1 protein-coding gene and 1 pseudogene are annotated in these 2,752 nt (G+C 65.6%); both read left to right on the forward strand.

Annotated features, from left to right (window positions below; translation table 11 throughout):
* Nucleotides 1–348, forward strand: a pseudogene (locus IC535_RS18650) (methyl-accepting chemotaxis protein); the annotation flags it as partial.
* A gap of 915 nt (nt 349–1,263) precedes the next feature.
* On the forward strand, nt 1,264–2,752 hold a 1,489-nt coding region (locus IC535_RS18655), incomplete at its 3' end, for a cache domain-containing protein (RefSeq protein ID WP_228887735.1).

The following is a 2,752-nucleotide window of genomic DNA, read 5'->3' on the forward strand; positions in this document are numbered from 1 at the left end:
CAGCGGGTGACCGACATCATGGCCGAGATCTCGGCGGCCTCGCAGGAACAGTCGGCCGGCATCGAACAGGTCAACCAGACCGTGGTGCAGATGGACGAGACCACCCAGCAGAACGCCGCCCTGGTCGAAGAAGCCACCGCTGCGGCGCGCTCGATGGAAGAGCAGGCCGGCCAACTCAGCGGCGCGGTGTCGATCTTCAAGCTCGACGAACACGACCTGCCGGCCGCCGTTGCCGCCCCTGCCCCGCGCGCGTCGCGTCCGGTGGCGGCTGCGCCGGCCCCGGCGCGCCGCGCAGCTGCCCGCCCGGTCGCCACCGAACTGGCCGACGGCGACTGGCAGGAGTTCTAAGCGCGCCACGCGCCCACGGACCTGCAACGCAAAAAGCCCCGCTGCTTCGGCATCGGGGCTTTTTGTTGGCTCTTCGCCTATCCCGACACTGCTGGCCATTGTCCGGATGCATCAGCGTTGCTGTTTCCGCTTCGCGAATAGCTTCAAAAGCGTTTCGTGCCCCTGCGGGGCGCGAGTCACTTTCTTGCTCGTGCAAGAAAGTAACCAAAGAACACGCCCCCGTCCGCTCGCCGTCAGGCTACGCCTGCCGGTGCCCTGCGCTTCTCGCGTCATCGGGGGACGGCGCGGAACTCGCTACGCTCAGACACCCGCGCCTCTTCGCCCCCGATGACGCTGCGATGCTCGGCTCGCTCCAAGGGGGAGGTAGATCAAGGTCAAGATCAAGATCAAGATCAATAGCAACAGCAACAGCAACATCGTCCGACCAGCGCTCGGCCCTACTGCTCCAGTTCTGGTAACCCCATCGGGGTAGGTCCGACCCATGGTCGGACACGCTTCGTCTCAGCGTTGCGTTGTCCGAGCCTGGCTCGGACCTACGCTTTCCCATGCGTGCCAGCCATGTGTGAAGGGTTGGCGTGGGTGGGTTGGCGGGACTGTCGAAAACATGGATGTTTTCGCCAAGCCCCCACGGATGGGTTCACGGCGTGTCCCGCCAGCCCACCCGCGCCAGCCCAATCAGCACATACGTCGGCTACTGCCTTTGATCTGAGGTTGCCATTCGCAGCTGACCTCCCGCAAATCGGCGAACAACCTTTTGGGCGCCATGGATCCACGCCAAGCGTGGATGCGCCTTGTCGCATGGGGACCCGGACAACCGCAACCTGAATACGCTCAGGCAGCCCGCCTCAATAGGTGCCATGCGCGGCCGATAACAGCATTGCCGCGACACGAATGTCGACCCTCGATGCCCTGCCCATGAATCCGATCAGCCGCTGGAACCAGTACTTCTCCAACCTGTCCGTCAGGCGCAAGCTCAACCTGCTCACCGTGCTGATCGCCGTGGGCGTGATCGCGCTGTCGGTGATCGCCGCGCGCATGCAGTACCTGGACCTCACCGAGACCCGCAAGGACAGCCTGAAGATCCAGGTCGAGCTTACCTACGGCATCCTGGAGCACTACCACCGCCTGGCCGAAACCGGCGAGCTGACCGAACCGGCGGCCAAGGCCGCTGCGCTGCAGGCCCTGGAGCGCATGCGCGCTGACAAGGACGCCTACTACTACAGCATCTACGACACCCGCTACCGCGTGCTGATGCACCCGTTCCGCAAGGATCTCATCGGCAAGGACATGAAGGACTTCCGCTCCGAGGACGGCGTGCGCCTGTTCCACGACATGGTCCAGGTCGCCGGCCAGGGCGGCGGCGTGGTGTCCTACAAGTGGGCCAAGGCCGGCGAGGAAGGCCTGTTCGACAAGGCCTCCTATGCCGGAATGTACAAGCCCTGGCAGTGGGTGGTCAGCAGCGGCGTCTACATGCACGACGTCCAGCAGCAGGCCCTGGTGTTCACCGCGATCATGGCCGCCAGCGGCGGCGCCGTGGTCCTGGTCGTCCTGGCCCTGAGCTGGCTGATCGGCAACCGCATCACCCTGCCCCTGCGCCAGGCCACCCAGGTCGCCGAAAGCATCGCCGCCGGCAAGCTGGACAGCCGCATCGGCGAGCAGCCCCACGACGAACCCGGCCGCCTGCTGGAAAGCATGGCGCGCATGCAGAGCCAGCTGCATGCGGTGATCGGCGGCCAGCGCGAAATGGCCCGCCAGCATGATGCCGGCCAGACCAGCTTCCGCATCGACGAAAGCGCCTTCCCCGGTGAATACGGGCTGATGGTGCATGAAACCAATATCCTGGTCGGCGCGCACGTGCAGACCATGCAGGAGGTGCTGCAGGTGGTGCAGGCCTACGCCATCGGCGACCTGTCGGCCGACATCGCCCGTTATCCCGGGCAGAAGGCCGCCATCACCGCCACCGTGGACACGGTCAAGCACAACCTGGGCAGCATCAATGCCGAGATCAAGCGCCTGGCCGCCTCCGCAGCCGCCGGCGACTTCAGCCAGCGCGGCGACAGCGCCCGCTTCGATCACGATTTCGGCCTGATGATCGCCAACCTCAACGCGATGATGCAGGTCAGCGACGACAACCTGGGCAAGCTCTCCCTGCTGCTCTCGGCCATCGCCGAAGGCAACCTCACCGTGCGCATGCAGGGCGACTTCCAGGGCGTGTTCGCGCGCATGCGCGACGATGCCAATGCCAGCGTGTCCCAGCTGACCCGGATCGTCGGCCAGATCCAGACCGCGGCCGGCAGCATCAACCTGGCCGCCGGCGAGATCGCCAGCGGCAACAGCGACCTGTCGCGGCGTACCGAACAGCAGGCCGCCAACCTGGAAGAAACCGCCGCTTCGATGGAGGAAC

Source organism: Stenotrophomonas rhizophila (genome assembly GCF_020857975.1).
GTDB lineage: Bacteria > Pseudomonadota > Gammaproteobacteria > Xanthomonadales > Xanthomonadaceae > Stenotrophomonas > Stenotrophomonas rhizophila_C.